We start from the raw sequence: 25,759 nt of genomic DNA, 5'->3' as shown, positions 1-25,759 counted from the left end.
CGCGGCGACTCCTGAATGGCCTGCCTGTAGGAGCGGCGCGAGCCGCGACCGCGCCATAGCGGCTACGACGCAGGTTCTGTGCAGCCGGCGTCGTTGTCGGAGTTTCGCGGTCGCAGCTTGCGCAGCTCCTACAGTCGGATACGGGGCCGCCGCTGCGACTCCTGAATGGCCTACCTGTAGGAGCGGCGCGAGCCGCGACCGCGCCATAGCGGCTACGGCGCGGGTCCTGTGTGGCCAGCGTCGTTGTCGAGGTTTCGCGGTCGCAGCTTGCGCAGCTCCTACAGTGGGATACGGGACCGCCGCGGCGACTCCCGAATGGCCTGCCTGTAGGAGCGGCGCGAGCCGCGACCGCGCCATTGCGGCTACGACGCAGGTTCTGTGCAGCCGGCGTCGTTGCCGGGGTTTCGCAGTCGCAGCTTGCGCAGCTCCTACCGTCGGATACGCGGCCGCCGCGGCGACGGCGAACTGCGCGTGACGGCGCAATCAACCAGCACGCCGGTCACAGCCCGTACGCCACCAGTGCCTTGCGCGGATCGCCGATCGATCCCCGCCGCGTTCGAACCCGCGCCGGCTCCCGCATAATCCGCGCATGCCGTTCGATCCACTCTCTCCGCAGTTGTCCGTGGTCACCCAACTGGCGCCGGTCTCGGTGGCGCTGCTGGTGGCCGCCTACGCGATCGGTTCGCTGTCGGGCAGCCTGCTGCTGGGCAAGCTGCGCGGGGTCGACATCCGCAGCCAGGGCAGCGGCAATGCCGGCGGCACCAATGCCTTCCGCACCCAGGGCCTGCGTTTCGCCGTGGGCGTGGTGGTGTTCGATATCGGCAAGGGCGCGCTGGCGACCTGGCTGGCGCTGCGCTACGCGCCGGTCGGGCATGCCTTGTCGGTGACCTCGCATGGCTACCTGGCCGCGTTCGCCGCGGTGCTGGGCCATGTCTGGCCGATCTGGCACGGCTTTCGCGGCGGCAAGGGCGCGGCGACCCTGGTCGGCGGGCTGGCGGTGCTGTGGCCGTTCGCGCTGCCGATTCTGCTGGCGCTGTGGGCGCTGGTGATCGTACTCAGCGGCTATGTCGGCCTGGCCACCGTGACCGCCGCGCTGTGCCTGCCGCTGCTGGCCTGGCTCGGCGATGCCGGCCTGCCGCGGCTGTATTTCGCCCTGGCCGCGGCGGCGCTGATCGTGTTCACCCATCGCGGCAATCTCGCCCGCCTGCGCGCCGGCACCGAGTCGCGCTTCAACGGCGCCCGCCTGTTGCACCGTTGGCGCCGGAGCTGATGGACGACCGCGCGCTGCTGCAACGCCTGATCGAAGGTCCCGCCACCGGCGACGCGCTGGCCGGCGCGGCCGGGCAGACCCGCGCCGCGGTGTGGAAACGCATCGAGGCCCTGCGCGAAGCCGGGGTCGCGATCGAGGCCAAGCCCGGTCGCGGCTATGCCTTGTCGCAGCCGCTCGACCTGCTCGACGCGCAGGCGATCGGCGCGGTCATGCAGGCCGACGCGCGTGCGCGCCTGGCGGCGCTGGACGTGGCCTGGACGATCGATTCGACCAACAGCGAGCTGCTGCGCCGGCCCACGCCCGCGCACGGCGCCGCGGTGCTGCTGGCCGAACGCCAGACCGGCGGGCGCGGGCGGCGCGGCCGGGTCTGGGCCTCGCCGCTGGCCGCGCATCTGTATCTGTCGTTGTCGCGCAGTTTCGGCGGCGGCCTCGCGCGCCTGGGCGGGTTGAGCCTGGTCGCCGGCATCGCCGCGGTCGAGGCCTTGCAGCGGTTGGGCTATGCCGATGTGCGATTGAAATGGCCGAACGATCTGGTCGTGCTCGACGGCGCCGGCCTGCGCAAACTCGGCGGCCTGCTGGTCGAGGGCGGCGGCGAATACGCCGGCCCGGCGCGGGCGGTGATCGGCCTCGGCCTCAACGTGCGCATGCCGGCCGCGGCCGCGGCGCAGATCGATCAACCCTGGTGCGATCTGGCGACGTTGGCCGCGCAGCGCGCGTTGTCGCGCAATACCGTCGTCGCCGCCTTGCTCGACAGCCTGCTGCCGGCGCTGGACGAGTTCGACGCCGCCGGCCTGGCGCCTTTCATCGATCGCTACGCCGCGTTCGACGCCTTGGCCGGGCAGGCGGTGACCGTCCACGGCGCCCAGGCCGATCATGCCGGCACCGCGATCGGCCTGGCTGACGACGGCGCGTTGCGGGTGCGCCTGGCCGACGGCGAAGAACGCCGCTTCCACGCCGGTGAAGTCAGCGTGCGCCGCGGCGCGGGAGATGCGCGATGAGCGCCTGGCTGTTCGATCTGGGCAATACCCGGCTCAAGTGCGCGCCGCTGGATGCGCGCGGCCGCCCCGGCCCGGCGCTGGCGTTGCCGCATCGCGAGGAAGACGTCGCCGCGGCCTTGGCCGAGGCCTTGCCGGACGAGCGCATCGAGGTCGCCTATCTGGCCAGCGTCGCCCATCCGGCGCTGCGCATGGCGGTGGTGCAGGCGTTGACCGAACGCTGCGGCCGGATCTCGATCGCGCGCACCCAGCCGAGTTTCGAGCTGGACGGTTTCGGCCGCGTGCGCATCGCCTACGCCGAACCGCGCAAGCTCGGCGTCGATCGCTTTCTCGCCCTGCTGGGCGCGCACGCGCGCGGCGAAGGCGCGGCCTTGATTTGCGGCGTCGGCACTGCGTTGACGATCGACCTGCTCGATGCCGGCGGCCTGCATCACGGCGGTCTGATCGCACCGTCGCCGACGCTGATGCGCGAAGCGCTGCACGGCCGCGCGCCGCAGTTGCCCGAACTCGGCGGCCAGCGCATGTCGTTCGCTTCCGATACCGAGGATGCGCTGGCGTCGGGCTGCGACGGCGCGGCGTTGGCGCTGATCGAGCGCAGCCTGACCGTGGCCAAGTTGAAGCTGGGCACCGTGCCGCAGTTGCTGCTGCACGGCGGCGGCAGCGACGCGCTCGCCGCCGCGCTGCCGTCGCCGATCGCCGCGCCGACCTTGGTGCTGGAAGGTCTGTCGATCTGGGCCGGAATCGAAACTTCGCGTTGAGCGGGGCGGCGACCGGGCAGGCTAGAATCCGCGCATGCTCGTTCGTGCCCTCATCGTCCTGCTGATCGCGCTCAACCTCGGCGTCGCCGCGTGGTGGATCGCGCGGCCCGTGCCGCCTGCGCCGCCACAGGAACGACTTCCGCTCGGCGTGGCGCGGTTGCAGATGGTCGGCGAGCCGCGCAGCGCCGCCAAGCTACGCGCGGTTACGCCAGCGACGGCAACGGCAACGGCAACGGCCGGTGCTGCGCCGGCGGCATCGTCGCCGGCACCGTTGCCCGCGTCGGCTGCGCCTGCGAGTTCGGCACCGGCGCCTGCGGTGGAGAAACCGCAGACCCCGCCGGCCGCATCGCCGCCGCCGGCTTCCACGGTGGCGACCGCTGCGCCATTGCCGTCGGCGCCCGCACCCGCGACCACACCGATCGCACCGGCGCCCGAAGCCAAGCCGCAATGCTTCAGCATCGGGCCGTTCGCCGACACCGCCGCGGCCGCCGCGGCACGCGCGAAGTTGCAGCCTTTGGCCCAGAAACTGGCCACCCACACCCAGGCCAGCACCAGCAATGCACGCGGTTGGCGCGTGTACATGCCGCAGGCGAGCGCCGAGGCCGCGCAGGCCACCGCGCAGCGCATCCGCGCGGCCGGTTTCAGCGATCTGTTCGTGATGAGCGGCAGCGAAGCCAATGCGATCGCGCTGGGCCGTTTCCGCAGCGAGGAATCGGCGCGCAAGCGCGGCGCCGAATTGAGCGCGGCCGGCTTCACCGCGCGGGTCGAAGCGCTCGGCGAAAGCGGCGAAGGCCCGACCTGGATCGACGTCGCCACCACCACCTCCAACGGCGATGCGCTGCGCCGCGCCGCCGGTGCCTCGCGCTGGCGCGGCCGTTCCTGCGCCGGGCTGGGCTGATCGCGACCGGCGCGTCGCGCTGTCGCGATGAGACCCGGGCGCGATAGAATGCGCCGGCGCCACCGACCCGCTCGCTGGTCGCCCGTCACGTCAAGCTGCCGCTTTAGCTCAGTTGGTAGAGCACTCGCCTTGTAAGCGAGCGGTCGTCCGTTCGATTCGGACAAGCGGCACCACGTGACCCCGAGAAAAAACAACCGCCTGGCCAACCCATCCGAAGGCCGCGCCCATTCCGGCCGCCAGTTCACATGCCGCCTTAGCAGCGCACCTCGCACGGCTCGAATACCTCCCCGCGGCAACCACGAAAACCACAGCTCGCCTTCGCACGCGACCGCCGCTCGCGCACCGAGCCGCAACACCGAACATTCAGCATCGCTCGATACACCGAATAGCGTATCTTTGGCACGGCGAGTCAGCATGCGCTAAAAGCCACTGGCACTCATGTCATGCCGAACGCGTGGAAATACGTTGACAGCCCAGTTTTCGGCCCAGCGCACAGTTCCTGTTCGGCCTCGACCGCAGCATTGCGCATGCGCTTTCCCGGCAGGAGAATCGCCGGTCCCGCCAAGCAGGCTTGGCCGGGATCGTGCCCGACGGTCGATGGCCGCGCCGCGGCTTCGTCCTTGTTTCCCACGCGTCAGTTGATCGAGCGAACTCATGGCCATGGAGCCGATACGCGCGTTGATGACTTGCTGTCTGATCGGCCTGATGGTGTGCGCCCAGGATGTCGCAGCGCAAACGCCGACCTTGGTCGCCGATTACGAAACCGGCACCACCGATTCGGGCATCGCGCGGATCGAGACCACCGCCGCGACCGCGCCGGACGCGGTGTTCGTCGGCCGCCGGTACGCACGATCGGGCCTGTATTCGGTCGGCCACAAGGTGAACCTCGACGATCCGGCGTATGTGTCCTACGGCAAGCCACGCAGCGAGACGGCGACCGATCGCGTGCCGGCGGCGCTGTACCGCGACGGCGACCATCGCTTGTACAGCTTCAGCGTGTTGCTCGACGACTGGCAGGATTGGACCGGCGGCTCCACGCCGCTGGATATCGTCTGGCAATTCAAGCACGTCAACGGCGCGGCCGATTTCCTGATCGGCGTGCGACGCAACCAGATGGTCCTGCGGTACGGATCGCGGCAGATCGTGCTGATCGACGACATAAGGCCGTACGACAACCGCTGGATCGACTTCCGCTTCGACATCCTGTGGTCGCGAAATTCCGATGGCTATTTCATCGCCGACATGCGCCTGGATACGCAGGCCGATTTCACCCGCAAGGCCACGATCATCGATTACCCCACGTTCGATCCGGCGAGCGCCGGTCAGCACGGCGTGCTGCAGTGGGGCTTGTATCGACCCGATGCCACCACCGCGGGCGGCGCGCCGCTGACTCGCATCGTCTACCACGACGACATCACCGTGACCGCGCCGCCTTCGCCGATGATCCGCCTGAACAAGGCGTTCGCGGCGAGCGGCCGTTTCAACCCGACCGATCAGTTCACCTTGTCGATCGCGCCACGCGGACCGGGGCAGACGGTGAGCGCCGATACCGCGGGAACCCGGTCGCAGGTGACATCGCATGCCGCGGTGCTGATCGCCCCGATCGCCGGCACCACCTACGAATTGTCGGAAGCGCCTGCGTCCAGCGCGCCCGGTACGAGTCTGTCCAATTACCTCAGCCGTTACGCCTGCACCAACGCGAATGCCACCGGCCCCGCGCCGCGCGGCGACGGCAGCTCGTTCCTGGTGACGGTGTCGGCGCACGACGAACTGAGCTGCACCTTCACCAATACCCGCAACGCCCGTGCCGACCTGGCCGTTGCGGTCACCAACACCAGCGCGGCCGGCGGCCACGATCAGGCCGACGACACGGTCGCGCGCGATTCGACCAGCCACTACCGCATCGTCGTTTCCAACCACGGCCCCGATGCGGCGATCGGCGCGGTCGTGCGCAGCCAGGCGCTGGCGGGCCTGAGTTGCGCGGGGCCGGCGTCGTGCAGCGGCTCGGCGTGTCCGGCGCCGACCGTGCCGGTGGATGCGCTGCGCAGCGGCGCGGTACTGGGACGGCTGGGCGACGGCGAGCAGGTCGATCTGAGCCTGGATTGCCGGGTCGATTGAGCGCGCGAAGGCGCTCGCGACCTGCTGTCTGCTTCCCGCGATCGGCCCGGCCCCGACAAGCCGCCGGCCCCGCGGTGACGACCCCGCTCAGCACGAACGGACTAGAATGCCTCCATCGTCGGCGGCCGCAACGGCCCTGTTGCGGCGATCGCGCGATGCCGCGGGCATCGTCAGCGTTCACCTATCGATGCCGCGCGCTCATCCGTCAGCCATCGCGGCAGAGGACATCCTTATGAGTCGTACCTATCCCCCGGTTTCGTTGATCGGTGCGCCGACCGACGTCGGTGCCGGCCATCGCGGCGCGCGCCTGGGACCCGAAGCCCTGCGCATCGCCGGCCTCGGCGAAGCCCTGGCCGCGCGCGGCGTCGACGTGGTCGATCGCGGCAATCTCGACGGCCCGCGCAATCCCTGGCAGAAACCGGTCGAAGGCTATCGCCACCTGCCTGAAGTGGTGACCTGGAACCGTCTGGTGATGGACGCGGTCGGCGCGGAACTGCGCGCCGGACGCATGCCGATCCTGCTCGGTGGCGATCATTGCCTCGGCCTGGGTTCGATCACCGCGGTGGCGAACTACTGCCGCGAAACCGGCAAGCAGCTGCGCGTGCTGTGGCTCGATGCGCACGCCGACTTCAACACCAGCCAGGTGACGCCGTCGGGCAACATCCACGGCATGCCGGTGTCGTGCCTGTGCGGCATCGGCCCGCAGGAACTGACCACGCTCGGCGGCCCGGCGCCGGCGATGCGCGCCGAGGATATCCGCCAGATCGGCATCCGTTCGGTCGATCCGGGCGAGAAGCAATTGATCCAGCAACATGGCCTGGACGTGTACGACATGCGCTACATCGACGAGATCGGCATGAAGCGGGTGATGGAGGAAGCGCTCGAAGGCGTGGACGACAACACCCACCTGCACGTGAGCTTCGATGTCGACTTCCTCGATCCGAGCATCGCCCCGGGCGTGGGCACCACGGTGCCGGGCGGGCCGAACTATCGCGAAGCCCAGTTGGTGATGGAGATGATCGCCGACAGCGGACGGCTCGCGTCGCTGGACATCGTCGAACTCAATCCGATCCTCGACAAGCGCAACCGCACCGCGAAGCTCTCGGTGGACCTGGTCGAGAGCCTGTTCGGAAAATCCACCTTGATGCGCGAGTGAGGCAAACCGCGCCGACGGCGGCCGCGGCGATGAATCGCGGCTGACGGCGGGCGCCGATGAACTCGCGTAAGGCATTGTTTCGCGTGGCTTTCGCGACTCAATGCACGCGGGCTTCACGTTCGCTCGCGTCTGATCGGCCCCAGGACGCGACGAGTGGCGCGGCCGCTATGACCAAGGAGATTCTATGAAGCGTTTGACTGCCCTGTTGCTGCTGGCCCTGTTCTCGATGGGCACCCTGAGTGCTTGCAACACCGTGGCCGGCGCCGGTAAGGACGTAAAGAAGGCCGGCGAAAAGGTCGAGCAGAAGGCCGAAGACGTACGCGACGGCAAGTAAGTCACGCCGCGCGAACTAAGATGCAAGCAAGAAGGCCGGAGCAATCCGGCCTTTTTGTTTGCCCGCGATTTTGTTCAAAGGTTTGCGACGGCGACGTTCCGCAACGCAATGCGCAATTCGCGGCTGAAGGATTCACTTCGTTCATCGACATCAAGTGCGGGCTAACGCAATCGTGATCGGATGCGAATGTCGCGGCTGCGAAGCTGGCTTCGTGATCTCGGCAGGCCGATCACGCACTACGCAGCGATACGGGCAAGTGCGCGGCGCCGAATCCGAATCCCCCAACTGAAGGAGTGGACACCGATGAACAAAGACATCATTGCCGGCAAGTGGACCCAGATCAAAGGCAAGGCCAAGGCCAAGTGGGGCGACCTGACCGACGACGTATTCGATGTCGCCGAAGGCAATTCCGAATACCTCGCCGGCAAGCTGCAGGAACGCTATGGCTGGGAAAAGGACCGCGCTGAAAAAGAAGTGCGCGAGTTCGGCAAGACCTTGAACTGAGCCCGCGGGTCTGGATGATGCGACAAGCCGCGCCGATCAAACCTGCTGATCGCCGCGCCGTGCAGTGATCGCGCAGGCGGAGTTGTGGACAGCCGCCCGCGCGAGGTACGAGGAATGTCGTTGAAATGAAACGGGCCGGATGCGAATCCGGCCCGTTTTTATTGCGCATCACTCACCCGGCGATGCAGGCTGGTCCCGATTCCCGATTCCCGATTCCCGAGCCTCACCACCCGCGCGACGGCGGATCGGCGACGAAGCCGCTGGGAAACGCGTTGGGTTCGTTGCGGTTGCGGTAGTACGGATCGCGGTAACGCGGCACCACGCCGCGCGCGACCAGGCTGCCGTAGTCGTCGTAACGCAGTTGCACGATCTGCGCGGGCGAACGCGAGGCGCGCACGAACTGGGTCTGCGACACCGGCGACCATTCGCGCGAGCCGTGACCGGTGCCGATCGATTGCGCGGCCGCATCGGCGGCGGCCGATTCGCGGCCCAGCCCGCTCGCGGCCGGCGCGGGCGCGGCATTGCCCGATGCGCGGCGCTCGGCCTTGGCCGCTTCGCCTTCGCGCGCCACCGGCGGATACCCGTAGGGATACGGCGTGGGATACGGGCGCGGCGGTTCGCGATAGGTTCGCTCCTCGAACACCGCCACGCCGATCACGCCGACGTTGTCGGGCCGGCCGGTGCGCGCGGCGTAGCTGTCGGGCAGATCGGTGAACACGAACTGGGCCACGTCGTCGAGCGACTTGCGCCAGCCGTTGATCTCGGTCGACTGCCAGGCATCGAGCACGTAGCCGGCCTGCGACGGGTTGGCGGTCTGGCCGCTGACCGCGTTGACGCCGTCGACCGACAGCACCACCAGCACGCGCTGGCCGCTGGTGTTGGTCAGGCGCACCGAGTAGCGGTGGCCCGGGGTGCCGGCGATCCATTGCTGGCCGCGGTGGGGCCAGCTCGGCAGCCAGTCGCCGCTGTCGCGGTCGACCACGGCGACATCGACCAGCGGGCGGGCGTAGCTCGGGGTGCAGGCGCTTGCGGTCAACGCGGCGCCGACGAGCAGGACTAGCGAGCGGAACATGGCGGAGTCTCCTGGTGGTCGATGGGGTGGTCGATCCTGCAAACGCCCGCCCGATCGAAACGGGGTTGTGGCTGCGATCACAGCTGCGCCCGCGCGTCCGCGCCGGCCGACGGCGCTCAGCTGCCGCTCAGGCAGACGGCCCGGCGGACCGCCCGCCCCACGGGGTCGGCCGCGGCGGCCAGCGGGTACACTGGCCGACCACGATCCACCCGCGATTCACCATGACCCAGACCCGCGTCCTCACCGGCATCACCACCTCCGGCACTCCCCACCTGGGCAACTACGTCGGCGCGATCCGCCCGGCGGTCGCCGCCAGCCTCACGCCCGACGTCGAGAGTTTCTACTTCCTCGCCGACCTGCATGCGCTGATCAAGGTGACGCAACCCGAGCGCGTGCAGCGCTCGACCCTGGAGATCGCCGCGGCGTGGCTGGCCTGCGGCCTGGACCCGGCCAAGGTGTGGTTCTACCGGCAGAGCGAAATCGTCGAGATTCCGGAGCTGAGCTGGTTCCTGACCTGCGTCGCGGGCAAGGGCATCCTCAACCGCGCGCACGCCTACAAGGCCGCGGTCGACAAGAACCGCGCCGAGGGCGAGGACGACGACGCGGCGATCAACGCCGGCCTCTTCATGTACCCGGTGCTGATGTCGGCCGACATCCTGGTGTTCAACGCGCACAAGGTTCCGGTCGGCCGCGACCAGGTCCAGCACATCGAGATGGCGCGCGATTTCGCCCAGCGCTTCAATCATCTGTACGGCGAGCATTTCGTCCTGCCCGAAGCGCTGATCGAAGAAAGCGTGGCGACCTTGCCGGGCCTGGACGGCCGCAAGATGAGCAAGAGCTACGACAACACCATTCCGTTGTTCGCGCCGCGCGAGCAGTTGAAAAAGTTGATCTATTCGATCGTCACCGATTCGCGCGCGCCCGGCGAGCCCAAGGACACCGAAGGTTCGGCGCTGTTCCAGATCTACCAGGCGTTCGCTAGCGTCGAGGAAACCGAAGCGATGCGACGCGCCTTCGCCGACGGCATCGCCTGGGGCGAGGCCAAGCAGGCCTTGTTCGAGCGCATCGATGCGGAGATCGCTCCGTTGCGCGAGAAGTACGAAACGCTGATCGCGCAGCCGCACAAGATCGAGGCGATCCTGATCGACGGCGCGCGCCGGGTGCGCGAGCGTTACGCGCATTCGACCATGAAGCGACTGCGCGCGGCGGTGGGCCTGCGCGATCTGGCGTCCACGGCCGATGGCGGCGAGAACTACCGTTCTGTGCCGGACACGCTGAAACCTGTCTCGAATGTGCCGGCGTTCAAGCAATACCGCGAGTCCGACGGGCTGTTCTATTTCAAGCTCGCCCATGAAGACGAGGTGCTGCTGCAAAGCCGCGGTTTTGCCGCGCCCAAGGAGATCGGCCAGTTGCTTGGCCGCGCCAGGGCCGACGATTCGGCGATGGTGTTCGATGCCTTGCTGGCGGCGTGCGAGCCGATCGACGCGGACGCACGGGTCAAGGTGGTCAATGCGCTGAGCGCCATCCGCCTGGCGGAGGAGACCGAGCGACAGGCCAAGGCCGCGGCGAAGGAGCGCGCTGCCTCGTGAGCCGCTTCGTCGAGCTCAACCTGGCGCTGATCCTGTTCCTGCCGTGGTTTGCGATCCTCGGCGCCTTGTTCTGGCTGTATCCGCGCCGGCCGCGCAACCCGGCGCGGCAGTTGTTCGATGCGGTGTCGCTGGCGGTGTCGGTGTGCGCGTTCGTGCTCACCGTGCATTGGGCGCACCTGCATGCCGGGCGCGGGCATGGCGCGATGTGGCCGCAGATTCTCGCCACGTCGCTGGGGTACGGCGTGTTCCTGCTGGTGCTGGCGATCGCGTGCGCGGTGCGCTGGCGGTGGTTGCGTGGGGTGGTGGATCATCGCGAGTGATGGGTTTCGCGATTGAGTGACACATCGGCTGGCGAAGCTGCGAGGTCTTTTGTGGGAGGGGCTTCAGCCCCGACGCTGTTCGACCAGCAGCGGTGAAGTTTCGCTGCGATCGGAACGAAAAGCATCGGGGCTGAAGCCCCTCCCACAAAAGACCTCGGTAGACTTCAGCGCTTTGCGCCGGGCCGGTCGACCAAAGCCGCATCGCGATGGCGACCCATCAAGACTTAGACTGCAATCCAGTCACAGCCCGATACTCGCCATGACCTCAGCTTCCGATCCGAGCCCGCACGGCATCGTCACCGTCGACACCGGCTTTCATCGCCCGATCTTCGACGCGGCTTATCTGATCGTCGAAAACGGCCGCGCCGCCTTCGTCGATTGCGGCACCCAGCATTCGATCCCGGCCTTGCTCGATGCGCTCGCGCAGCAGGGGCTGACCCCGGCCGAGGTCGACTGGCTGATCCTCACCCACGTGCATCTCGATCACGCCGGCGGCGCCGGCGCGCTGATGCGTCGCCTGCCCAATGCGCGCGCGGTCGTGCATCCGCGCGGCGCGCCGCACATGATCGATCCCGAAGTGCTGGTGGCCGGCGCGACCGCGGTCTACGGCGCCGAGGAAATCGCCCGCAGCTACGGCGAGATCGTGCCGATCCCGGCCGAACGCGTGGTCGTCGCGCGGGACGGCCATGTGGTCGATCTCGCCGGACGGCCGCTGCTGTGCGTGGACACGCCCGGGCATGCGCGCCATCACCTGTGCGTGTGGGACCCGCGCAGCCGCGCCTGGTTCACCGGCGACACCTTCGGCCTGTCCTATCGCGAATTCGATGCGCCGCGCGGGCCGTTCGTGCTGCCGACCAGTTCGCCGGTGCAGTTCGAACCCGAGCCGCTCAAGGCCTCGATCCGCACCTTGCTGGCGCGCGACCCCGAGGCGATGTACCTGACCCATTACGGCCGGGTCGGCGACGTGCAGCGGCTCGGCGCGGAACTGATCGAACAGATCGATGCGATGGTGCGGCTCGCGCGCGCCGCGGCGGCGGCCGGCGGCGATCGACCCGCGCGACACGCGCGGCTGATCGCGGCGCTGACCGACTACTTCCTGGCGCGCGCGCAGGCGCACGGCAGCGCGCTTAGCCCGACGCAGGTGCAGGCGGTGCTCGCGGTCGATATCGAACTCAATGCCCAGGGCCTGGAAGTCTGGCTGGATCGCGGCGGTTGAGCGCTCGTGCGTACGGCCGATGCGGTGTTCCTGAATCGACGCCGGATCGCGGCGATCACGCCCGGCCGCCGTCACGGGTAGTGAATCGTCGCCGGAGTAGCGTGGCCGGTAACCTGTAGCGTCCTTTCCCCCAGAGCGCCGATGCCTGTCGTGCCGCTGCGACTTCGCCACTTCCTGCCGCTGTCGATCCCGGGCCTGCCCGCGCAGGACGAGGCGCTCGCGCATGCGGACGATCCCTCGCCGCACGACGGCCGCCAATCCGCACTGGAAGCCTACGGCCTGCTCGACAGCGTGCCCGAGGCCGCCTACGACGACCTGGTGCGTCTTGCCGCGACCCTGTGCGGCACTCACGGCGCGGCGATCGCCCTGATCGATCGCGACCGGGTCTGGTTCAAGGCGCGGCATGGTGTCGACGCCGAAGAACTGCCGCGTTCGCATTCGATCTGCAACCAACTGATCGGGCAGGCGCGGCCCGATCAGTTGCTGTTGATCGGCGACATCGCGCAGGACCCGCGTTTCGCCGCGCTGGGATTGAGCCTGCAAGGCGGGCGGCCATTGCGCTTCTATGCCGGCGTCGCTCTGATGAGCCCCGACGGCCATCCGCTCGGCACGATCTGCGTGCTCGACACTCAGCCGCGCGCGCTGTCGGCGGCGCAGGCCGATGGCCTGGCCGCGTTGGCGCGTCAGATCCAGCATCTGTTCGAGCTGCGCCGGTATGCGATCGAACAGCGCCGCCTGTTGTCCGAACGCGAGGCGTTCGCGCAGCAACTGGAAAACGCGCAGGCCGATCTGCAGCGGCGTCACGACCTGCTGCAGCACAGCGCCAGTCACGATGCGCTGACCGGCCTGCTCAATCGCAGCGCGTTGGCGCAGTTGCAGGACAGCCCGGATGCGGTGCAGCGGCTGGGTCGCGCCGCCTACACGCTGATGCTGATCGACGTCGACCACTTCAAGCAGGTCAACGACCGCCATGGCCATCTGCTCGGCGATCGCGCCTTGCGCGCGGTCGCCGATGCGGTGGCCGGGTCGATCCGCGAAGGCGATGTCGCGGTGCGCTACGGCGGCGAAGAATTTCTGGTGGTGTTGCCGGGCACGCGTCTGGCCACGGCCAGCGAAATCGGCGAACGCATCCGCCAGCGCGTCGCGCGTTCGGCGTTGCCGTTCGCGCTGACCGTGTCGATCGGCGTGGCCGGCGGAGAACCGGGGCGCGATGCGCCCGATCAGGTGTTCGATCGCGCCGATCAGGCGCTGTATCGCGCGAAGGCGTCGGGGCGCGACCGGCTGGTGGTCGACGACAGCTGAGCGCCGTCGTCGTTCGCGATGGCGCGCCGCGGGCGTTAGGTGCGCGGGCCCGATCCGCCGCTCAGTCCCACTGGTTCGGCGGCGTCCCCGACTCGGGATGCTTCATCCTGACGATGCAGAAGCGATGGCCGGTCGGGGCCTGCATCACCCACCAGCGCTTGATGAATTCCACCCGGGTGGCGCCGAGTTTTTCCAGGCGATCGGCTTCGGCGTCGAGGTCGTCGCTTTCGATGTCCAGGTGGACGCGCGAGGGGTGCGCGACCTTCTGCACTTCGACGTGCAACTGGCCGGCGGCGTCGGCGAGCTGCGCGTACTGCGCGCCGTCGTCGTCGTAGGTGTCGACCCGGGCCAGGCCGAGCGCGCCGCTCCAGAAATCGGCGGCGGCGTCGATCTCGCCGGTCTGACAATCGATGATGAAGCCGGCCAGGCGGCTGCGGTGGGCCATGTCGTCGCTCCGTTGTCTCAGGTCGAGCGACAGACTGCCGCGTCGACGGCGAATGCGGAAGTGTCGGGGTGTCGAAGCGGTCGCAGTTCGTTCGCGTCATGCGTTGACGCCGCGTCTGCTTTCGCGGCGAACGTGTTTCGTAGCCGAGCTGTCGCGGCAAGGCTCAGCGCGCCGGATATTCGCGCTCGTGGCCGTCGCCGTCGACGGCCTGCGCGGCGGCCTTGCGGTACAGCGCGTACTCGCCGCGGTTCATGGCGAAATTCTGCAACGCGAACACCGCCGAATTGCGCGTCTCGGCGTCGGTCTGCGGATCGGCGGCCAGGGCGAGCAGGCTGTCCTTGAGCCGGTCCGAGCGCGTGCTGGAGGCGTTGATGCCGGCGATGGCGGCCTGGCGCACCGACAGATCGGGATCGAGCATCGCGCGTTGCAGGATCTCTTCGTTGCCGGCGTGCTTGTTCCACTGCACCGATTGCACCACCGCGCTCGCGCGCACCGCCGGATCGGGGTGTTGGCGCAGTTCGGCCAGGCGGTCGAGCAGGGGCGCGGCGTCTTCGCTGGCGACCACGGTCGGCGCGAGCATGTCGACCAGTTGCTTGAGCATGGCCGGGTCGCGCTCGGCCTGCAGCTGGCGCGACAGCAATTCGCGCACCTGCGGCTGGTCGAGCGGGAACGCCTTGAGCAGGTCCAGGCCGTTGCGGCGCGACTCGGGATCGCCGCTGTCGGCCAGTTGCCGCGCCGTCCGCAATACGTCGTCGTTGGCCACGGCCTGCAGCACCGCGAGCAGGGCGCCGCGCTTGTCGAGTTCGGTTTCGAAGCTGTAGCCGCGCAGCAGCTCGCGCAGATAGGCCGGGTCGCGGCGCGCGCGCTGGATCATGCGGTCGGAATCGTTGGGCTGCGTGCCGGCCGCGCCGAAGCCGCTGAAGGAATCGACGCCGCCGTTCGCGCGCGCCTGCGCCGCATGCACGTGGCTGCGCGCCGCGATCGGCGCGGAAGGCGTCGATGTCGGGTCCGATGGCGCGGCGATCGTCGCGCGCGTGATCAGGCTGCCGACGACGCCACCGAACAGCGAAGCGGCGAGCAGGGCGAGGCCGAGTGGGATGGGTTTCATGGGTCGTGGTCCGGTGATGCGGTGGCGTTGCAGGCGTGTGGTGGGCGAACGCAGCGGCGGCATCGGCGCCGCCGCCGCGTTCGCGATGGCGCGATCAGCAATCCGGCGCGACCCGGCCGTCGGAGCCGGTGTAGGTGTAGGCATCCGGGATGTACTGGTTGCTGCCGGCCGGTGCGATGTTGTTCCAGATGTTGCTGGTGCCGTAGGTGCCGCTGACCGATTCGCCGGTCTTCTGGCAACGGATGCTGACGCTGTCGCCGTTGGCGCGCGAGCCGACGATCGAATAGCTCGTGCCCGGCCCGGAGCGCACGTTGAGCGGCGAGCCCGCGGTCCTGACCGTGCCGGCTACGCCGCCGGGCGCGGTGCCGCAGCTGTTGCGGCTCTTGTAGGCGACTTCGTACTGGTCGTAGACGATGGTCGAGCCGTTCCAGACGATTTTCTGGTCGTCGTTGTTGAGCCGCTGTTCGTAGTGCAGGTGCGCGGAGATGCTGTTGCCCGGACGCGTGGTCTTGCCCAGGGTGCCGATCTTCTGGCCCTGGTTGACGGTCGCGCCGTTGGCGATGGCGATGCTGTCCAGGTGCGCGTACCAGGTGGTCCAGCCGCCGCCGTGGTCGATCACCACCAGCTTGCCGTAACCGGTGCCCGGATGCGGGTTGTAGGTCGTCGCCTTGCCGCCGGCCGAGGCGACCACGGGCGAGCCCAGGTCGCCGTCGCTGAGCGGGCGCGGCTTGTGGTTGAGGTCGACGGCGTAACGCAGGCCGTGGCCGGGATAGGTGTCGCCGTACCAGGTCTGGTTGCAGGCGAACGGCATCTGGAAATTCGGTTTGGCCGCGCTGGCGTTGCCGGCGAGCAGGCCGAGCGCGGCGGCGGCGAAACCGGCGAGCAGGCTGCGCGGGGTCGGTGTGCGGCGCGCGCTGATGGGACGATGCATGTCGGAAACCTCTTGAGCGATGGATGGGGTGACTCGGAGAGGCCCCGGGTACGTGGGTGCCGAGGCGGTGGGTACGGGTGTGCCTGTGTTTCGCAATCGCGTGTTGCCTGTTGCATGTCGTCGCGGTGTGCGGATCGGCGCGCTGATCGCTACGCGTCTTGTCGATGCCGCGGCCGCGCTTGCCGATCAGCAGTCGGGCGCGACCCGGCCGTCGGAACCGGTCTTGGTGTAGGCGTCGGGGATGTAGCGGTTGCTGCCGCTGGCGCCGATGTTGTTCCACAGCGTGCTGGTGCCGTAGGTGCCGCTGATCGATTCGCCGTTCTTCTGGCAACGGATGTTGACGCTGCTGCCGTTGGCCACGGTGTCGACGACGCTGAAGTTAGTGCCCGCGCCGGAACGCACGTTCAAGGCCGCGCCGCTGGTGCCGACCACGCCGGTGGCGCCGCCGCTGCTGGCGCCGCAGCTGTTCTTGCTCTTGTAGTTCTTCTTTTCGAAGTAGCGCAGCGCGACGCCGTCCCACTTGGCCTTCTGCACGCTGCCGTTGTAGACCTGTTCGTAATGCAGGTGCGGTGCGAGCTCGTACTTGGCGCTGGTGTTGCCGACCAGGCCGATCTTCTGGCCCTGCTTGACCTTGGCGCCGACCGACACCGCGCGCGATTGCAGATGCGCGTGCAGGGTCTTCCAGCCGCCGCCGTGGTCGATGACGACGTAATTGCCGTAACCGGTGGTGGTCGAATAGGTCGACACGGTGACCTCGCCCGCGGCCGAGGCGACCACGGTCGAACCGGCGGTGGAGCCGCCGCCGGCCGGACGGTTCATGTCGACTGAATTGGCCGGGCTGTGGCCGTTCCAGGTGTTGGCGACCCAGGTGTCGCCGCAGGCGAACGGCATCTGGAAATTCGGCGCGGCCTGGGCGCCGGTCGCGGCCAGGCCGAGAACGGCGAACGACGCCAGCGCGAGCGCGCGGCGCAATGGATGAGTCATGGTGATTCCTCGCTAGATGGATGAAGGCGATCGCTGCGCGCGCGGCCGGCCGGGTAGGGCGGACGCGTCGCGGGCGATCGCCTTGCGACGCTAGCGGTATTAATCACTGGTTTGTTATGGGAATTTTTTATTCCTAGACCGGCGACAAGCGGCCACCGTGAACGCAGTCGCGGTTGCGGATCGGCGGGTTTGACAGGTTGGCGACAGCAAGGCTAGGCGGCCGTCGCGAGGCGGGCGCCGGTCGCAAAGACCGGCGCCGCGCGGGTCGATCAGTTGGCGCGGGCCAGGTCGTCGATCATGGCCTTGAGGAAGCGCGCGGCTTCGCCGCCGGTGCAGGCGCGGTGGTCGAAGGTCAGCGACAGCGGAATGACCTTGTGCGATTCGAACCCGCCCATCACCGGGGTCATCTGGTGACGGCCCTTGCCGGCGGCGACGATCGCGACCGTCGGCGGCACCACCACCGGGGTGGCGTAGCGGCCGGCGAACATGCCGAAGTTCGATAGCGAGATCGTGTAGCCGGTCAGCTCCGAGGCCGGGATGCTGCGGTCTTCGACCTGCACGCGCAGGCGGTTGATCGCTTCGCGCACGCCGCGGGTGTCGAGCACGTCGGCGTTGCGCAGCGCTGGCACGAACAGGCCGTCGTCGGTGTCCACGGCGATGCCGATGTCGACGTGCGGGTGCAGGGTGCGGGTGAGCTTGTCGCCGTCGAACCAGGCATTGAGCGCCGGCACCGCCTTGCACGCGGTGACGATCGCGCGGACCAGGCGGCCGGTGATGTCGTTGCCCGGCGCCCAGGCGTGGATGTCGGCGTCGTCGGCCAGGGTGGTCGGCACGACCTTGCTGTGCGCGTCGGCCATCACCCGCGCCATGTTGCGGCGCACGCCCTTGAGCTGCTCAGGTTGGCCGGTCGCGGCCACGCCCGGCGGCTGGGTGCGCATCGGTCGGCCGGCCTGCGACAGGGTGCTGCGCGAGGCGGCCGGCGCTTCGGCGACCGGTGCGCGCGCAGCGGCCGGTGCGGCCACCGCGGCGGGCGGCGCCGAACCGACCTTGGCCGAACCGTCGGCGGCGGCGCGCTTGACGTCGTCGTTGCTGACCACGCCGTCGGCGCCGGTGGCGCGCACGCGGCTCAGGTCGACGCCGAGCTTGCGCGCGAGCGCGCGCACCGCCGGCATCGCCTTGACCCCGCCGACCGCGACGGCCTGTTCGCTGCGCACCGCGTCGGAGGACTGCATCGCTCCGACCACGGTGCCGCTGTCGGCGCGTTCGGCCGCTTCGGCGGGCTTGGTGTCGGCGGCCTTGGCCGGCGCGGCTTCGGCGACGGGCGCCGGTGCCGCGGGCGCGGCATGACCGTGGTTATGGCCGGTGTCCTGACCATCGGCGCGCTGCGGCTGGCTGAGGTCGAGTTCGAACTCGGCCAGCATGGTGCCGGTGACGACGATATCGCCGGCCGCGCCGGCCAGCTTGAGCACCTTGCCCGATACGGGCGAGGGCACTTCGACCACGGCCTTGGCGGTCTCCATCGACACCAGGGTGTCGTCGAGGCGGATCGTGTCGCCGACCTTGACCGCCCATTCGACGATGGTCGCGTCCGGCAGGCCTTCGCCGAGGTCGGGAAGCAGGAAGGTCTTGGTATCGCTCATAAAGGGGTTCGTCTTTGAAAGAGGGAATTGGGACGCGGCGTCACGACGCATCGCCCTGGATGATTTGCAGATGGCGCGCGGGCACCCAGCCCTGCGCGCCGTCCTCGCGTTGCGCCCACCACCAGCCGCCGAGTTCGTCGTGCAGCCGCAGCGATTGGCCGACCGACACGTCGAGTTCGCGCGCGTCGTAGCTGCTCAGCGTCTCGGCGCGTTCGGCGTCGAGCGGGCGCAGCAGATCGCACGGCGCCCAGCCGGCGCGGTCGTCGGCCAGGCGGGTCCACACGTAAGCGGGCCACTCGTGGTCGCGTTCGCCCAGATGCACGATCTCACCCGCCTCGAAGCGGATGGGATCGTGGTACCTAGTGCGGTAATCGGCGACTACGAGCGCGCGCATCTCAGCCATGGCCGAGCGCGCGCTTGGCCGCTGCGACGATCTTGTCGACGCTGGGCAGGTACTTCATTTCCAGGCGGAACAGCGGGATGTGGGTGTCGTAGCCGGTGACCCGTTCGACCGGCGCGAGCAGGTCGTACATCGACTCCTCGGCCAGGCGCGCGGCGATCTCGGCGCCGAAGCCGGCGGTCTTGGGCGCTTCGTGCACGATCACGCAGCGGCCGGTCTTGGCGACCGACTCGGCGATGGTGGCGAAGTCCAGCGGCTTGAGCGTGGCCACGTCGATCACTTCGCAGCTGATGCCTTCGCCGGCCAGTTTCTCGGCCGCTTCCAGGGTTTCCTTGACCTGCGCGCCCCAGCTGACCAGGGTGATGTCGGTGCCGTCGCGCAGCACATAACAAACGTCCAGCGGCAGCGCTTCGCCGTCGTCGGCGACCACTTCCTTGTACTGGCGGTAGATGCGCTTGGGTTCGTAGAAGATCACCGGATCGGGGTCGCGGATCGCCGCCAGCAACAGACCGTAGGCGCGCGCCGGCGAGGACGGCAGCACCACGCGCAGACCCGGCACGTTGGTGAACAACGATTCGTTGGCTTCGCTGTGATGCTCGGGCGCGCGGATACCGCCGCCCCACGGCACCCGCAGCACCATCGGGCAGGTCAGGCGGCCGCGGGTGCGGTGCCGGAAACGCGCGGCGTGGCAGATGATGTGATCGAGCATCGGATAGACGAAGCCGTCGAACTGCGCTTCGGCCACCGGCTTCATGCCCTGCGCGGCCAGGCCGACGGTGAGGCCGGCGATGGTGGTTTCGTCCAGCGGCGTGTCGAGCACGCGCTCGCTGCCGAAGATCTGCTGCAGGCCGGCGGTGGCGCGGAACACGCCGCCGTTGACGCCGACGTCTTCGCCGAGCACCAGCACGGTGCTGTCGTGACGCATCTCGTAAGCGAGTGCTTGAGTAATCGCTTCGATCAGGGTGATCGCGGCGGGCGTGGCGACCGGCTGACTCGTATCCACGTTGGCTTTCGTCGCGACGTTCATCGACGACCCTCCAGAGCAAGTACTTCGGCGCGCTGCGCCTGCAGATCCGCGGGCATGTCGCCGTACAGGTAATCGAACATGGCTTCCACCGGCTGCACCGGCGTTTCCAGGTAGGCGTTGATCTCGATGTCGACCTTCTTGCCGCATTCCTGCGCCCAGGCTTTTTCGAGTTCTTCGTTCCACACGCCCTGATCGGTGAGATAGGTGCGCAGGCGCGGCATCGGATCGCGCGTCCACGCGTCCTTGACCTCGGCGTCGTCGCGGTAGCGGCGCGCGTCGTCGGCGGTGGTGTGGTCGTGCAGGCGGTAGGTCAGGAACTCGATCACGCTGCCGCCGCCGCCGCTGCGCGCCAGTTCGGCGGCGCGCCGCATGCCTTCGAGCACCGCGATCAGATCGTTGCCGTCGACCTGCAGGCAATGCAGACCGCCGGCCAGGCCCTTCTGCGCGAGCGTCTTGGCGCCGGTCTGCGCCTTGCGCGGCACCGAGATCGCCCAGCCGTTGTTGATCACGCACAGGATCAGCGGCAGTTCGTACGCGCCGGCGGAATTGAGCGCGGCGTAGAAGTCGGTCTTGGACGAACCGCCGTCGCCGCAGCAGGCGACCGCGAGGTTTTGTTCCTTGCGCAGCTTGAACGCCAGCGCGGCGCCGGCGGCGTGCAGGCACTGGGTGGAGATCGGCACCGACCAGGCGAAGTCCTTGCGCGGACCGGCGAAGTCGTTGCCGCGTTCGTCGCCGCCCCAGTACATCAGCACTTCGCGCGGTTGCACGCCGCGCATGAACTGGGCGCCGTACTCGCGATAGCTCGGCGCGAACACGTCGTCGGGTTGCATCGATGCGCCGATGCCGACATGGGTGGCTTCGTGGCCCAGGCAGGCGGCGTAGGTGCCGAGCTTGCCGGTGCGTTGCAGCGCGATGGCTTTTGTATCGAAGGTGCGCACGAACAGCATCTGCTTGAACAGCGGCAGCAGCGTGTTCGCGTCCTTGAACGCGGTCGGGATCTCGGCGACGGGCTTACCGTCGGCACCGAGGTATTGCAGGTATTCGATTTCGAACGTCGCGGCGACGGTCATCGGGGAGGGTCCTCACGGGTGGGGATGAGGTCCGAATCGTTCCGGTCCCGGATCCAGTGCCGGGCGCGCTGGTCAGCTTCAGACGGCTGGGTCCGGTTTCTCCGTTCCAGTGCGGAGTCAGCCGGGCCGGGCTAAAGCCGCAGCGCCCGCGGCCTTCGATCCGGGCCTGGGGCGCTGCGTCATGGCGCGGATGATACCCAAACGCGTGTTAAGCGCCGTTGCGCGCTGCGGCATGCATTGCGCACGGAAAACCGCTAGGCGCCCGGGCGGGGAGCGGTGAAACCACCGATTCCGTGAACTCGCCCGAAATTCAAACGCGGCGCGCGGGCGATGGCGGATCGGAATTTCGTTATGCGTTCGCGACTTGCGTTGGCGACGCGGGTTTGCGCGCCGGCCTGGATTGCGCTAGTCGCGTGCCATGTCCGCGCTGCGTGCAAGTGTCGCGACGCGTCGCGAATCGTCTTGCTGAATGTGACTTGGTTTCGATCCTGCGCGAATGGGTACAGGACGGCGCGGTATGGATATCGATGACAGTTGCGTGCGCGGCGACGGTTGCGCAGCGGCCTGTTGCGGCAAAGCGGTCAGGCATCGCGGCGGGCCGTCGGGTTGAGCCAACGAAGCGGACTAACGAAGCGGGCGGGCCGCCGGCGTAGGCGAGGGTTGGCGAGCGACGCGATCAACAGCGCGATCCGATCGGATGGTTGGAACACCGGTTCAGGAACGCACCGGTCGCGACAGCGCATCGCCACGACACCGCTGCGATCGAGGCCATCGCCGATCGCAAAAAAAAAGACCCCGGCGCGAGGCCGGGGTCGAAGGTGTCGCGTGCAATGGGGTTCAGTCGATGACGCTCAGGGCAGGAAGCTCGGACGCAGCGACACGTTGGCGAAGGCGTTGGCGCCGCCGAGCACGGTGATGTACCAGGCGCCGGCCTGCGGCGCGCCGATCAGGATCACTTCGCTGTTGCCGCTGCGGATCGAACGCTGGTCGTAGTCGCTCACGCTCGCCGCGCCGGCGCGCTTGGCGTACAGGCCGATGTCGCCGCTGCCGCCGACCGTGACGATGCGCAGATTGCGTGCGCCGGCCGGCACATCGATGCGATACACGCGCGCTTCGTTGGCCGCGCCGGACACCAGCAGGCTCTGGCCGTTGCCGATCGGCGTGGCGTCGGGTCCGGGCGGCGGCAGGATCGCGACCGAGGCCATGGCGGTGTCGTTGCCGCTGCGCACGTCCAGCGATTGCGAGTCGGCGACGACCGCGAGCTTGACCGTCTTGCCGGCCAGCTCGGCGCCGGCCGAAGCGCTCACGCCGAAGCCCGCGCTGGCGGTGGCGTCGAGACGCGCGATCGCGCAGGCGATCGAGGTCTTGCCGTCGGCGATCTGCGCCGCATCGCAGCTCCAGTCGGCGCTCGGCGCGCTCACGCTCAGCGACGGCACCGCCGCATCGACCGCGAAGCCCACGCCGACCGCGTCGGCGCGTCCGGGGCCGTGGTTGGTCGTCACCACCGAATACCCGAAGTTCTGCCCGACCTGCGCGTTGGCCGCGGTGGCGTTGACGCTCACGCCCAGGTCGGCGAGTTCGCGCGGGACGAAGAAGGCCACGATCGGATCATGGTCCGACTGGCCAATATCCATCGGCGGCAAGGGCCAGCGATTGAATGGGAAGTCGGCATTGATGCGCGCGTACGCCAGCTTCACTTCGTTGGTGGCGACGATCAATTCTTCGTTGACCAGGATGTGATCGGTGCTTTGCGCACTGCCGTCGACGACGGACGAATAGCGCTCGCTCGGATCGATCAGCTCGTTGAGATTGATCAGGTTGGGATCGATCAGATCGGCGCCGTCGTCGGCGACAGCGGTCGCTTCGTTCGGGCTCGGGGTGCCCGCGATCACGTGCATCGCGTCGACGTAGCCGTCGTTGAACGCATAGGCGTTGAAATCGCCGAGCACCGCCAGGCGCGTACGCGGCTCATCGTGCTGCCGCTGGTTGAGATAGGTGGCGAGGAACTCCGCCTGACGTTGGCGCTTGCGCCTGACGAGGTCGCCGTGCGCGTCGTCGCCCTGCGATCCGTCCATTGCGAGTGGATGCACCAGCACCGAGCTCAACGGGAAACTGCGACCGTCGGCGTAATGCACCATGGCATCGAGTGCGAGCGGCGGGCGATCGTTGAGCAGGGCGCTGGCGCCACTGGGTTCGAGCCAACGCGCGTCCTTGCCGATCTGGGCCAGACTGCGTACCTCGACCCGCGGCACGCCCGGCAACACTTCCGCGGTCTTGACCAAGTACCCGATGTTCATGCCGGACGCATCGTTACCCGGCAGCAGATGCGCGGTGTAGTTGGGATTGGGCTTGTTGTAGCGCACCGCATCGGTGTTGGCGCGGTTGGCGAGGGCTTGCAGTACGGCGAGATTTTCGATTTCGATCAGGCCCACGATGTCGGGCATGCGCATGTACTGGATGATGCCCATCGCGAGCTTGCCCAGGCGCTGGTCGTAGACCGCCGTGGCGACGAGCGTGTCGTCGACGCCGGGGTCGTCGATATCGTCGTACAGGCTCTGCAGGTTGTAGCTGCCGATCGAGATCGCATTGGGATCGACCCGTTCGACCGCTTCGCGTGGATTCATGCCGCCGCCGACGTTGCTGGGGTACGTCGTGTTCGGCCACAGCACGTAGCGGTGAGCGCGGTAATCGAGCACGCCCGTCAGATTGACCAGGCGGGTGCCGGTGATCACCGTGCGGGGGGAGTGGATGCTGCTTGCCGAGCTGTCGACGGCGATCACTTCGGGGTTGCCGTCCCAGCGCGGAATCGGCGGGATCGCGCCGCCGGCCGGAGCGGGAAGCGGCGCCTGGATGCCGGGCTCGCGGAACGGCCGCGGGGTGTCGCCGAGCACGATGTTGAACTGGGTCGGCGTATTGACCGGCGCGCCGAAATGGACCGCGGCGCGGGTCGGGCCGACCACGGTCACGGGGCCGAAGGCGACCCGCATGCCTTCGTAGCGTTCCAGGGTTTCGGCCGGGTCCGGGCCGAGCGCGGTGATGGCTTGCGGTACCGGGATCGGCACTTGCGGCGGGATCGGCCCGGGACCGGGCATCCACAGCGGGGTCACCGAGGGCGATCCGCCGATCTGGGTGCGCGGGCTTTGGTGCGGATCGTCCAGTGGAACGTATTCGGCCACGGTCCCGGTCACGCGCGCGTAGCGATTGGCCCAGTTCGGGTCGGGCGCGGCGCCGGTGTGGACGAAAATGCCCTCGGATGTGCGCGGATCGGCGTCGGCCTGGCTGTCGAGGCTTTGCAGGAAAAAACCGTCGGCGCGCAACGAGGTGATCACGGCCTTGGTGGTGACGAGGCGACCGACCATCGGCGAGACCGCGCCGGAACCCTGGATGTCGTGGATAGGCGTCAGGACGAAATCGTCGTTGAGGATGGTGCCTTTCGCCTCGACGTTGGCCGGCACGGCGCCGGTGAGCTCGCTCAGGGTCAGGTAGAACGTCTTGTCCGGTTCGATTTCGGTGTTGGGTATCAACCCCACTTGCACGTTGAAGCCGGCCGAGGAGCCGTACGGTAGCGAAACGATGTAATCCAGCGGGGTGTAGTCGCGGCCGGCGATCGCGGTGCCGTCGCGTGTCTTGACCCGCAGCCGCACACCGTTGTATCCGGCGGGGCGATCCAGGCGGATCGGCAGGGTGACGGCGAAGTTATGCGCCTCGTCGCCTTCTTCCAACGCACCGTTTTCGATCCGCAGCACCGGCGTGCTGCCGCCGTCCGCGCACACTTGCGCGTTGCTGGCGCGGTTGCGCGGCGCAGCCGGCAGGGCCTGGAAATTGCCGCTGTCGTCGCTGTCCAGGCAGCCGCCGTCCTTGCGGATGGCGGCGGTGACGCGATCGAGCATGATCGGCGTGCTGACGCTTTCGGCGCAGTTGTCGGCGCGGCCGAGGATCACCGAGTCGATGCGCCAACTCGGACAAAAGCCGTTGAGCGGGCCAAGCTGGTTGGCGATAGCGACATAGCCTTCGTTGGCCGAAAAGCTTAGCGATCCGGTCGCATCGGCCGCCGGGAGATCTTGCAGCCCACCGGCGATTGGCGCGCCCTGGACAAGGTAGTAGGCACCGGGTGCGAGCAGGCCGGTCAGTGGCGTCGCCTGCCAGTCGCCGGTATCCAGGCGCTTGCGGTATTGCACGCTCCAACTGCTCAGGTCGACGGTCGTGCTGCCGTTGTTGTGCAGTTCGACGAAGCTGTTGCGGTAACTCGCGCCGGCGCTGGCGCCGTTGCTGTCCGTGCCGCTGTAGACCTGACTGATCACCACTTGCGCCTGCGCCGTGCCGGCCGCGGCGAAGACCATTGCCGCCGCCAGCAGGCGGCCCCCTGACTTGTTCATGCTGCTCCCTGAGTGCGCCCGCCGGACCACCCCTGCGTGCCGTGTAATTGTGACCGAAGTCGCTAGATTTGTACGTTCCATCGCGTCCGAAACCCAGGGCAGGACATCGTTCGTCGTGACCTGCATCGGCACCGCCGCCACCGCGTCGAGCGCCGCGTTTCGCGCCGGCCCGACCGCCGCTTGCACGCCGGCATGCGCGCAAAAAAAGACCCCGGCGCAAGGCCGGGGTCGAGGTGTTGCATGCAG

24 protein-coding genes, 1 tRNA gene and 1 pseudogene are annotated in these 25,759 nt (G+C 68.5%); 14 read left to right on the top strand and 12 right to left on the bottom strand.

The genetic code is table 11. The annotated features are described in order from the left end of the window. Window positions 1-589: 589 nt before the first annotated feature. Genes plsY through KME82_RS21090 form a run of 3 tightly spaced genes read left to right on the top strand, consistent with a single transcriptional unit; the run spans window position 590 to window position 3,023 of the window. Window positions 590-1,270 carry a glycerol-3-phosphate 1-O-acyltransferase PlsY gene (gene plsY, locus KME82_RS21100; protein ID WP_215495739.1) on the top strand — a complete coding sequence of 227 codons (681 nt, stop codon included), beginning with the start codon at window positions 590-592 and terminating at the stop codon, window positions 1,268-1,270. Then, a complete protein-coding gene (birA, locus tag KME82_RS21095) occupies window positions 1,270-2,268 on the top strand; it encodes a bifunctional biotin--[acetyl-CoA-carboxylase] ligase/biotin operon repressor BirA (protein WP_215495738.1) in 999 nt (332 codons plus the stop codon). Before plsY ends, birA begins: the two co-directional genes overlap by 1 nt. After that, entirely contained in the window at window positions 2,265-3,023 is a 759-nt protein-coding gene (locus tag KME82_RS21090) for a type III pantothenate kinase (RefSeq protein WP_215495737.1), read from the top strand. Before birA ends, KME82_RS21090 begins: the two co-directional genes overlap by 4 nt. Before the next feature lie 21 nt (window positions 3,024-3,044). Here KME82_RS21090 and KME82_RS21085 read toward each other — a convergent pair whose 3' ends face one another. Further along, window positions 3,045-3,605: a hypothetical protein gene (locus KME82_RS21085; protein WP_215495736.1), complete on the bottom strand. Its 561-nt coding sequence runs from the start codon at window positions 3,603-3,605 to the stop codon at window positions 3,045-3,047. Between KME82_RS21085 and KME82_RS21080 the strand changes: the two genes are divergently transcribed. The 6 genes from KME82_RS21080 (at window position 3,529) to KME82_RS21055 (ending at window position 8,033) form a co-directional block, all read left to right on the top strand. After that, the gene (locus tag KME82_RS21080) at window positions 3,529-3,921 is read left to right on the top strand and encodes an SPOR domain-containing protein (RefSeq protein ID WP_345777996.1); all 393 of its coding nucleotides are present in this window, start codon (window positions 3,529-3,531) and stop codon (window positions 3,919-3,921) included. The two genes, KME82_RS21085 and KME82_RS21080, sit on opposite strands and share 77 nt — an antisense overlap. 97 nt (window positions 3,922-4,018) lie before the next feature. Further along, window positions 4,019-4,094: transfer RNA gene (locus KME82_RS21075), tRNA-Thr, on the top strand. Window positions 4,095-4,575: 481 nt separating this feature from the next. Further along, entirely contained in the window at window positions 4,576-6,039 is a 1,464-nt protein-coding gene (locus tag KME82_RS21070; protein WP_215495735.1) for a heparin lyase I family protein, read from the top strand. Between the two features lie 232 nt (window positions 6,040-6,271). Beyond that, window positions 6,272-7,195: an arginase gene (gene rocF, locus KME82_RS21065; RefSeq protein ID WP_215495734.1), complete on the top strand. Its 924-nt coding sequence runs from the start codon at window positions 6,272-6,274 to the stop codon at window positions 7,193-7,195. 184 nt (window positions 7,196-7,379) lie between these two features. Next, on the top strand, window positions 7,380-7,529 hold the full coding sequence (locus KME82_RS21060) for an entericidin A/B family lipoprotein (RefSeq protein WP_215495733.1): 150 nt from the start codon (window positions 7,380-7,382) through the stop codon (window positions 7,527-7,529). 303 nt (window positions 7,530-7,832) lie between these two features. Then, on the top strand, window positions 7,833-8,033 hold the full coding sequence (locus KME82_RS21055; RefSeq protein WP_036106652.1) for a CsbD family protein: 201 nt from the start codon (window positions 7,833-7,835) through the stop codon (window positions 8,031-8,033). A gap of 223 nt (window positions 8,034-8,256) precedes the next feature. Here the strand turns inward: KME82_RS21055 and KME82_RS21050 are convergent, their stop codons facing one another. Next, window positions 8,257-9,105 carry a hypothetical protein gene (locus KME82_RS21050; RefSeq protein ID WP_215495732.1) on the bottom strand — a complete coding sequence of 283 codons (849 nt, stop codon included), beginning with the start codon at window positions 9,103-9,105 and terminating at the stop codon, window positions 8,257-8,259. Window positions 9,106-9,326: 221 nt separating this feature from the next. On the opposite strand from KME82_RS21050, the gene KME82_RS21045 reads away from it, so the two are divergent. Together KME82_RS21045 and KME82_RS21040 are read left to right on the top strand one after the other, a co-directional pair. Next, window positions 9,327-10,694, top strand: a complete 1,368-nt coding sequence (locus KME82_RS21045; RefSeq protein ID WP_215495731.1) for a tryptophan--tRNA ligase — start codon at window positions 9,327-9,329, stop codon at window positions 10,692-10,694. Then, a complete protein-coding gene (locus KME82_RS21040) occupies window positions 10,691-11,014 on the top strand; it encodes a hypothetical protein (protein WP_252255457.1) in 324 nt (107 codons plus the stop codon). The genes KME82_RS21045 and KME82_RS21040 overlap by 4 nt, the downstream gene beginning before the upstream one ends. Here KME82_RS21040 and KME82_RS27235 read toward each other — a convergent pair. Next, a complete protein-coding gene (locus KME82_RS27235) occupies window positions 11,002-11,160 on the bottom strand; it encodes a DUF6053 domain-containing protein (protein ID WP_430538749.1) in 159 nt (52 codons plus the stop codon). The two genes, KME82_RS21040 and KME82_RS27235, sit on opposite strands and share 13 nt — an antisense overlap. On the opposite strand from KME82_RS27235, the pseudogene KME82_RS27230 reads away from it, so the two are divergent. The 3 genes and pseudogenes from KME82_RS27230 to KME82_RS21030 form a co-directional block, all read left to right on the top strand. Then, a pseudogene (locus KME82_RS27230) lies at window positions 11,114-11,242 on the top strand (DUF6053 domain-containing protein); the annotation flags it as partial. The gene KME82_RS27235 and the pseudogene KME82_RS27230 overlap by 47 nt on opposite strands. Window positions 11,243-11,273: 31 nt before the next feature. After that, window positions 11,274-12,230, top strand: coding sequence for an MBL fold metallo-hydrolase (locus KME82_RS21035; RefSeq protein ID WP_215495730.1), 957 nt, complete (start codon window positions 11,274-11,276; stop codon window positions 12,228-12,230). A 141-nt stretch (window positions 12,231-12,371) separates the two neighbouring features. Continuing rightward, window positions 12,372-13,532, top strand: a complete 1,161-nt coding sequence (locus tag KME82_RS21030) for a GGDEF domain-containing protein (RefSeq protein WP_215495729.1) — start codon at window positions 12,372-12,374, stop codon at window positions 13,530-13,532. A 61-nt stretch (window positions 13,533-13,593) separates the two neighbouring features. On the opposite strand, the gene KME82_RS21025 is transcribed toward KME82_RS21030, so the two are convergent. The 9 genes from KME82_RS21025 to KME82_RS20985 form a co-directional block, all read right to left on the bottom strand. Continuing rightward, a complete protein-coding gene (locus tag KME82_RS21025; RefSeq protein WP_215495728.1) occupies window positions 13,594-13,977 on the bottom strand; it encodes a VOC family protein in 384 nt (127 codons plus the stop codon). 163 nt (window positions 13,978-14,140) lie between these two features. After that, entirely contained in the window at window positions 14,141-15,085 is a 945-nt protein-coding gene (locus KME82_RS21020; protein WP_215495727.1) for a HEAT repeat domain-containing protein, read from the bottom strand. Window positions 15,086-15,179: 94 nt separating this feature from the next. Next, the gene (locus KME82_RS21015; RefSeq protein ID WP_215495726.1) at window positions 15,180-16,016 is read right to left on the bottom strand and encodes a M23 family metallopeptidase; all 837 of its coding nucleotides are present in this window, start codon (window positions 16,014-16,016) and stop codon (window positions 15,180-15,182) included. A gap of 186 nt (window positions 16,017-16,202) precedes the next feature. Continuing rightward, window positions 16,203-17,000 carry a M23 family metallopeptidase gene (locus KME82_RS21010; protein WP_215495725.1) on the bottom strand — a complete coding sequence of 266 codons (798 nt, stop codon included), beginning with the start codon at window positions 16,998-17,000 and terminating at the stop codon, window positions 16,203-16,205. A gap of 269 nt (window positions 17,001-17,269) precedes the next feature. Further along, window positions 17,270-18,640, bottom strand: coding sequence for a dihydrolipoamide acetyltransferase family protein (locus tag KME82_RS21005; protein ID WP_215495724.1), 1,371 nt, complete (start codon window positions 18,638-18,640; stop codon window positions 17,270-17,272). Window positions 18,641-18,680: 40 nt separating this feature from the next. Continuing rightward, window positions 18,681-19,034: an SH3 domain-containing protein gene (locus KME82_RS21000; protein ID WP_215499162.1), complete on the bottom strand. Its 354-nt coding sequence runs from the start codon at window positions 19,032-19,034 to the stop codon at window positions 18,681-18,683. 1 nt (window position 19,035) lies between these two features. Further along, window positions 19,036-20,067 carry an alpha-ketoacid dehydrogenase subunit beta gene (locus KME82_RS20995; protein ID WP_215495723.1) on the bottom strand — a complete coding sequence of 344 codons (1,032 nt, stop codon included), beginning with the start codon at window positions 20,065-20,067 and terminating at the stop codon, window positions 19,036-19,038. Then, window positions 20,064-21,137 carry a pyruvate dehydrogenase (acetyl-transferring) E1 component subunit alpha gene (gene pdhA / locus KME82_RS20990; protein ID WP_215495722.1) on the bottom strand — a complete coding sequence of 358 codons (1,074 nt, stop codon included), beginning with the start codon at window positions 21,135-21,137 and terminating at the stop codon, window positions 20,064-20,066. Before pdhA ends, KME82_RS20995 begins: the two co-directional genes overlap by 4 nt. 851 nt (window positions 21,138-21,988) lie before the next feature. Further along, window positions 21,989-25,513 carry a pre-peptidase C-terminal domain-containing protein gene (locus KME82_RS20985; protein ID WP_215495721.1) on the bottom strand — a complete coding sequence of 1,175 codons (3,525 nt, stop codon included), beginning with the start codon at window positions 25,511-25,513 and terminating at the stop codon, window positions 21,989-21,991. Window positions 25,514-25,759: the final 246 nt, after the last annotated feature.

The sequence above is a fragment of the Lysobacter capsici genome, from assembly GCF_018732085.1.
GTDB classification, from domain to species: Bacteria; Pseudomonadota; Gammaproteobacteria; order Xanthomonadales; family Xanthomonadaceae; genus Lysobacter; species Lysobacter capsici_A.
Note: the sequence above shows the minus strand (reverse complement) of the source record. Positions and strands in the feature narration are given on the sequence as shown.

Coding starts and splice junctions, on each gene's coding strand:
- KME82_RS21030 (WP_215495729.1), top strand. CDS start 12,372: ATGCCTGTCGTGCCGCTGCGACTTCGCCACTTCCTGCCGCTGTCGATC.
- KME82_RS21070 (WP_215495735.1), top strand. CDS start 4,576: ATGGCCATGGAGCCGATACGCGCGTTGATGACTTGCTGTCTGATCGGC.
- plsY (WP_215495739.1), top strand. CDS start 590: ATGCCGTTCGATCCACTCTCTCCGCAGTTGTCCGTGGTCACCCAACTG.
- KME82_RS20985 (WP_215495721.1), bottom strand. CDS start 25,513: ATGAACAAGTCAGGGGGCCGCCTGCTGGCGGCGGCAATGGTCTTCGCC.
- KME82_RS21090 (WP_215495737.1), top strand. CDS start 2,265: ATGAGCGCCTGGCTGTTCGATCTGGGCAATACCCGGCTCAAGTGCGCG.
- KME82_RS20995 (WP_215495723.1), bottom strand. CDS start 20,067: ATGAACGTCGCGACGAAAGCCAACGTGGATACGAGTCAGCCGGTCGCC.
- pdhA (WP_215495722.1), bottom strand. CDS start 21,137: ATGACCGTCGCCGCGACGTTCGAAATCGAATACCTGCAATACCTCGGT.
- KME82_RS21025 (WP_215495728.1), bottom strand. CDS start 13,977: ATGGCCCACCGCAGCCGCCTGGCCGGCTTCATCATCGATTGTCAGACC.
- KME82_RS21035 (WP_215495730.1), top strand. CDS start 11,274: ATGACCTCAGCTTCCGATCCGAGCCCGCACGGCATCGTCACCGTCGAC.
- KME82_RS21050 (WP_215495732.1), bottom strand. CDS start 9,105: ATGTTCCGCTCGCTAGTCCTGCTCGTCGGCGCCGCGTTGACCGCAAGC.
- KME82_RS21055 (WP_036106652.1), top strand. CDS start 7,833: ATGAACAAAGACATCATTGCCGGCAAGTGGACCCAGATCAAAGGCAAG.
- birA (WP_215495738.1), top strand. CDS start 1,270: ATGGACGACCGCGCGCTGCTGCAACGCCTGATCGAAGGTCCCGCCACC.
- KME82_RS21015 (WP_215495726.1), bottom strand. CDS start 16,016: ATGCATCGTCCCATCAGCGCGCGCCGCACACCGACCCCGCGCAGCCTG.
- KME82_RS21010 (WP_215495725.1), bottom strand. CDS start 17,000: ATGACTCATCCATTGCGCCGCGCGCTCGCGCTGGCGTCGTTCGCCGTT.
- KME82_RS21045 (WP_215495731.1), top strand. CDS start 9,327: ATGACCCAGACCCGCGTCCTCACCGGCATCACCACCTCCGGCACTCCC.
- KME82_RS21020 (WP_215495727.1), bottom strand. CDS start 15,085: ATGAAACCCATCCCACTCGGCCTCGCCCTGCTCGCCGCTTCGCTGTTC.
- KME82_RS21000 (WP_215499162.1), bottom strand. CDS start 19,034: ATGCGCGCGCTCGTAGTCGCCGATTACCGCACTAGGTACCACGATCCC.
- rocF (WP_215495734.1), top strand. CDS start 6,272: ATGAGTCGTACCTATCCCCCGGTTTCGTTGATCGGTGCGCCGACCGAC.
- KME82_RS21060 (WP_215495733.1), top strand. CDS start 7,380: ATGAAGCGTTTGACTGCCCTGTTGCTGCTGGCCCTGTTCTCGATGGGC.
- KME82_RS21005 (WP_215495724.1), bottom strand. CDS start 18,640: ATGAGCGATACCAAGACCTTCCTGCTTCCCGACCTCGGCGAAGGCCTG.
- KME82_RS21085 (WP_215495736.1), bottom strand. CDS start 3,605: ATGTACACGCGCCAACCGCGTGCATTGCTGGTGCTGGCCTGGGTGTGG.